The following is a 5894-nucleotide window of genomic DNA, read 5'->3' as shown; positions in this document are numbered from 1 at the left end:
CACCGGCGGCGTCACCCCCGAAAACGCCCCGCACTACCTCGCGCTGCCAAACGTCCTCTGCGTCGGCGGAACCTGGATCGCACCCCGCGACACCCTCAAGGCCGGAAACTGGCAGGAAATAACCCGCCGCGCAAAACAGGCCGCAAGCCTCAGGGCGCACAAGGCCTGAGCCGCCGCGCGCCGGGGGCATGCCCTCCCGCCGCGCGGATATCAAGACGGTTTCCCGCTCCCGGCGGCGTCGCATGCGGCGCCGCCGTCTTGCTGCGTGGCCGCGGCATTCGGTCCCGGCTGGGCGGCGCGGCGCCGCACCGGTTAACGCGGCGTTATTGACAAATCAATCTGAGTTATTTATTAAGGGATTCGCAAGGAGATCCGGGATGCGGCCCTGCTTCGGGACGCGCGGATGGAACGGGAAAGGGCCGAGATGCACCGGATCGAGCAGCTTCGCGATCGTGTTCCGGCAGCCCCGGCGGCCGCGGTGCCGGGGGCGCAGGCCGCCCGCCCGCGGGGCCTGCCCGGCGCGCGCCGGCGCGCTGCCGGCGCCGCCGCCCCGAGCCTCGCTGCGCCCGCACGGCGCGCGGCGCCCCGGCGGCTGACCGAAGGGAAGCATGTCCGCTGTGCGCCGGGGGCCATTCTCGGCTATGCTGAAACCGGCTGGGCCGCCACTGGCGCGGGCGCAAGGAGGTCGCGATGACAGACAACCCGTCCCCTGCACCGGAGGCGCTCGCTGCCCTCGCCGCCGGCGAGCATGCAGATCCGTTCGGCCTGCTCGGCCCGCACCGCGAGGGCGCGGGCTGGGTGATCCGGGCCCTGATCCCCGGCGCCGAGGCGGTCGAGGCGGTGCTGGCCGACGGCGCCGTCGCGCTCGAGCCCGAGGGGCCCGAGGGGCTGTTCGCCGGGCCCGCCGGGGCGGACCGGCCGGGGGCCTACCGCCTCCGCGCCCGCGCCGGATCGGCGAGCTGGGAGCTGGACGACGCCTACCGCTTCGGCCCGGTGCTCGGCGATCTCGACGAGCATCTGCTGGCCGAGGGCACGCATCTCCACCTCTGGCAGGCGCTCGGCGCCCATCCCTGCGAGCACGAGGGGGCCCGCGGCGTGCGCTTCGCGGTCTGGGCACCGAACGCGCGGCGGGTCTCGGTGGTGGGCGACTTCAACCAGTGGAACGGGCGGGCGCATGTGATGCGGGCGCGCGGCGCCAGCGGGATCTGGGAGATCTTCCTGCCCGGCCTCGACGAGGGCACGCGCTACAAGTACGAGATCAAGGCGGCGGATGGCGCGCTGCTGCCGCTGAAGGCCGACCCGGTGGGCTTCGGCTCGGAGCATCCGCCGGCCACCGCCTCGGTGGTGCGCGACCTCTCCGGGCGCGACTGGCGCGACGGCGACTGGATGGCGCGCCGCGCCGAGGCGCACCGGATCGACGCCCCGATCTCGATCTACGAGGTGCATCTGGGCTCCTGGCGCCGCGCCGAGGAGGGCCGCCGCCCGCTGTCCTACTGGGAGCTCGCGGCCGAGCTGGTGCCCTATGTCCGCGACATGGGCTTCACCCATATCGAGCTGATGCCGGTCTCGGAATATCCGTTCGACGGCTCCTGGGGCTACCAGCCGGTCGGCCTCTATGCGCCGACGATCCGGCACGGCACGCCCTCGGAGTTCCGCGACCTCGTCGAGGCAGCGCATGATGCCGGGCTCGGCGTGATCCTCGACTGGGTGCCCGGGCATTTCCCGACCGACGCCCACGGCCTCGGCCGCTTCGACGGCACGCCGCTCTACGAGCATGCCGACCCGCGCGAGGGCTTCCACCGCGACTGGAACACGCTGATCTTCAACTATGGCCGGCGCGAGGTCGGCAACTACCTGATCGCCAACGCGCTCTACTGGCTGCGCGAGCACCACCTCGACGGGCTGCGCGTGGATGCCGTCGCCTCGATGCTCTACCGCGACTATTCCCGCGAGGCCGGCCAGTGGGTGCCCAACATCCATGGCGGCCGCGAGAACCTCGAGGCGATCTCGTTCCTCAAGCGGATGAACGAGGCCGCCTATGCCGCCGATCCCTCGATCATGACCGTGGCGGAGGAATCGACCGCCTGGCCCGGGGTGTCGCGGCCGACCAGCCACGGCGGGCTCGGCTTCGGCTTCAAGTGGAACATGGGCTGGATGAACGACACGCTCGACTATGTCCGGCGCGAGCCGATCCACCGGCGCCATCACCACCACCAGATGACCTTCGGCCTGCACTATGCCTTCACCGAGAACTTCGTGCTGCCGCTCAGCCATGACGAGGTGGTGCACGGCAAGGGCTCGATCCTCGGCCGGATGCCCGGCAACGACTTCGACCGCTTTGCCAACCTCCGGGCCTATTACGGCTTCATGTGGGGCCATCCGGGCAAGAAGCTGCTGTTCATGGGCCAGGAATTCGCCCAGCCCGACGAGTGGAACCACCTGGAGAGCCTGCCCTGGCACCTGCTCGACGATCCCCGCCACGCGGGAACCCAGGCGCTGGTGCGCGACCTCAACCATCTCTACCGCGAGACGCCGGCGCTGCACCGCAGCGACAGCCGGGCCGACGGCTTCGCCTGGGTCGAGGCCTCCGCCGAGGACATCTCGGTCTATGCCTGGGAGCGCCGCGCCGAGGGCGCCGCGCCGGTGCTGGTGGTGTGCAACTTCACGCCGGTCGAGCGCAGCGCCTTCCGCATCGGCGTGCCCGAGCCCGGCCGCTGGCGCGAGCGGATCAACTCCGATGCCACCGTCTATGGCGGCGCCGGCCGCGGCAATCTCGGCGGGGTCGATGCCGATCCGCTGCCCTCGCATGGCCGCGCGCAGTCGATCGAGATCACGCTGCCGCCGCTCGCCACGCTGTTCTTCGAACTGGAGACCTGAGACCCGACGCCGGACGCCAACGACAGCGCCGCCACGCGCGGCCAACAGACGCCAAGGGGAGGAACGAGAATGATAGACCCGTCCAGACAGCAGCTCTCTCGGCACAGCATGGCCTTCGTGCTGGCCGGCGGGCGCGGCAGCCGCCTGCACGAGCTGACCGACCGCCGCGCCAAGCCCGCGGTCTATTTCGGCGGCAAGTCCCGCATCGTCGATTTCGCGCTGTCCAACGCGGTCAATTCCGGCATCCGCCGGATCGGCGTGGCGACGCAGTACAAGGCGCATTCCCTGATCCGCCACCTGCAGCGCGGCTGGAACTTCTTCTCGGCCGGGCGCGGCGAGGGGCTCGACATCCTGCCCGCCTCGCAGCGCGTCGAGGGCCGCGACATCTATCTCGGCACCGCCGATGCGGTCTACCAGAACATCGACATCATGGAAGGCTACATGCCCGAATACGTCCTGGTCCTCGCCGGCGACCACATCTACAAGCAGGACTACGAGCTGATGCTGCGCCACCATGTCGAATCCGGCGCGGATGTCACGGTCGGCTGCATCGAGGTTCCGCGGCACGAGGCCTCGGCCTTCGGCGTGATGCATATCGACGAGGACCAGCGGATCATCGACTTCGTCGAGAAGCCGGCCGACCCGCCGGCGATGCCGGGCAACCCGGACGTCTCGCTCGCCTCGATGGGCATCTACGTCTTCAGGGCGACCGACCTCTACGAGCATCTGCGGCGCGACGCGGCGGACCCGAACACCAGCCACGATTTCGGCAAGGACATCATCCCGGCGATCGTCCGGGGCGGCAAGGCGGTGGCGCACAAGCTCTCCGACAGCTGCGTGCGCGCCTCGACCGAGCGCGAGGCCTACTGGCGCGATGTCGGCACCATCGACGCCTACTGGCAGGCCAATATCGACCTGACCAATTTCGACCCCGAGCTCGACCTCTTCGACCGCGACTGGCCAATCTGGACCTATGCCGAGAACACGCCGCCGGCGAAGTTCATCCACGACGAGGAGACCCGGCGCGGCTCGGCCACCTCGTCGCTGGTCTGCGGCGGCTGCGTGATCTCGGGCAGCCATGTGCGCAACAGCCTGCTGTTCACCGATGTGCGCTGCAACTCCTACAGCGAGCTCGATCATGCGGTGATCATGCCCTCGGTCGATATCGGCCGGCATGCCCGGCTGAAGAACGTCGTCGTCGATCGCGGGGTCAGGATCCCGAAGGACCTCGTGGTGGGCGAGGACCCGGCGCTCGATGCGTCCCGCTTCCGGCGCACCGACAGCGGCGTCTGCCTGATCACCCAGCCGATGATCGACGCGCTCGGCGGGTGACCGGCGCGGCACCGCCCCGGGTCAACGAGGGCACCGGCCGGCAGAGCGCCGGGCCTGCAAGGGAGGACTGAGATGACCGTCAAGACCGTCACGACCACGCCGATCGAGGGCCAGAAGCCGGGCACCTCCGGCCTGCGCGCCAAGACCCGGGTGTTCATGCAGCCGGGCTATCTGGAGAACTTCGTCCAGTCGATCTTCGACGCGGTCGGCCCGGTCGCGGGCAAGACCCTGGTGGTCGGCGGCGACGGGCGCTTCTTCAACCGCCGCGCGATCCAGACCATCCTGAAGATGGCGGCGGCCAACGGCGCGGCGCGCGCGGTGGTCGGGCGCGAGGGGCTGCTCTCGACGCCGGCGGCCTCGGCGGTCATCCGGCACCTGCGTACCGATGGCGGGCTGATCCTCTCGGCCAGCCACAACCCCGGCGGCGAGGACGGCGACTTCGGGCTGAAATACAACATCCCCGCCGGCGGCCCGGCGCCGGAGGGCGTCACCGGCGCGATCCACGCCAACACGCTGAAGATCACCGAATACCGGATCCTCGAGGCCGGCGATGTCGATCTCTCGGCGCTCGGCGAGAGCCGGCTCGGCGGGATGGCGGTCGAGGTCATCGACCCGGTCGCGATCTATGCCGACCTGATGCGCTCGCTGTTCGACTTCGACGCGATCCGGGCGCATTTCGCGGCCGGCTTCCGGATGCGCTTCGACGCCATGCACGCGGTCACCGGCCCCTATGCCAGGGCGATCCTCGAGGGCGAGCTCGGCGCCCCCGCGGGCACCGTGATCAACGCCGCCCCGCTGCCCGATTTCGGCGGCGGCCATCCCGACCCGAACCCGGTCTACGCGGCCGATCTGATGGCCGAGATGTTCGGCCCGGACGCGCCCGATCTCGGCGCCGCCTCGGACGGCGACGGCGACCGCAACATGATCGTCGGGCGGGGCGCCTACGTGACGCCCTCCGACAGCCTCGCGGTGCTCGCCGCAAACATCCACCTCGCCCCCGGCTATTCCGGCGGGATCACGGGCATCGCCCGCTCGATGCCGACCTCGCGCGCCGCCGACCGCGTCGCCGCCCGGCTCGGCGTCCCGTCCTACGAGACGCCGACAGGCTGGAAGTTCTTCGGCACGCTGCTCGATGCCGGCCGCGCCACGATCTGCGGCGAGGAGAGCGCCGGCACCGGCTCGAACCACGTGCGCGAGAAGGACGGGCTCTGGGCCGTGCTGCTCTGGCTCAACATCATGGCCGCGACCGGCCGCTCGGTGGCCGAAATCCTCGCCGATCACTGGGCGGCGCATGGCCGCGACTACTACTCGCGGCACGATTACGAGGGCGTCGACAAGGCCGCCGCCGAGGGCCTGATGGACGATCTCCGGGCGCGCCTCGCCAGCCTTCCCGGCAGCGAGATCGAGGGGCTGACGATCACCGAGGCGGACGATTTCGCCTATACCGACCCGGTCGACGGCTCGGTCGCCACCAGCCAGGGCATCCGCCTGATCTTCGGCGACACCGCCCGCGCGGTGTTCCGCCTGTCCGGCACCGGCACGGTCGGCGCCACGCTGCGCGTCTATCTCGAGCGCTTCGAGCCCGACCCGGCCCGCCAGGGCGAGGAGCCGCAGGCGGCGCTGGCCCCGGTGATCGCCGCGGCCCACACGCTCGCCGGGATCCGCACCCGGCTGGGGCGCGAGGC

Annotated in this window: 3 protein-coding genes and 1 pseudogene; all 4 read left to right on the top strand. The window is 70.9% G+C overall.

Annotated features, from left to right (window positions below; translation table 11 throughout):
* Positions 1-169: pseudogene (locus QSJ97_RS24105) on the top strand (keto-deoxy-phosphogluconate aldolase); the annotation flags it as partial.
* A 521-nt stretch (positions 170-690) separates the two neighbouring features.
* On the top strand, positions 691-2877 hold the full coding sequence (glgB, locus tag QSJ97_RS24100; RefSeq protein ID WP_285675032.1) for a 1,4-alpha-glucan branching protein GlgB: 2187 nt from the start codon (positions 691-693) through the stop codon (positions 2875-2877).
* Between the two features lie 69 nt (positions 2878-2946).
* Complete coding sequence (gene glgC, locus QSJ97_RS24095; RefSeq protein ID WP_434220956.1) at positions 2947-4209, top strand: glucose-1-phosphate adenylyltransferase; 1263 nt, start codon at positions 2947-2949, stop codon at positions 4207-4209.
* Positions 4210-4281: 72 nt separating this feature from the next.
* Positions 4282-5894 (top strand): alpha-D-glucose phosphate-specific phosphoglucomutase (locus QSJ97_RS24090; protein ID WP_285675031.1); only part of this gene is annotated, 1613 nt, incomplete at its 3' end.

Source organism: Paralimibaculum aggregatum, assembly GCF_030270585.1.
Classification (GTDB): Bacteria; Pseudomonadota; Alphaproteobacteria; order Rhodobacterales; family Rhodobacteraceae; genus Thermohalobaculum; species Thermohalobaculum aggregatum.
This window is presented reverse-complemented; position numbering and strand designations above follow the sequence as displayed.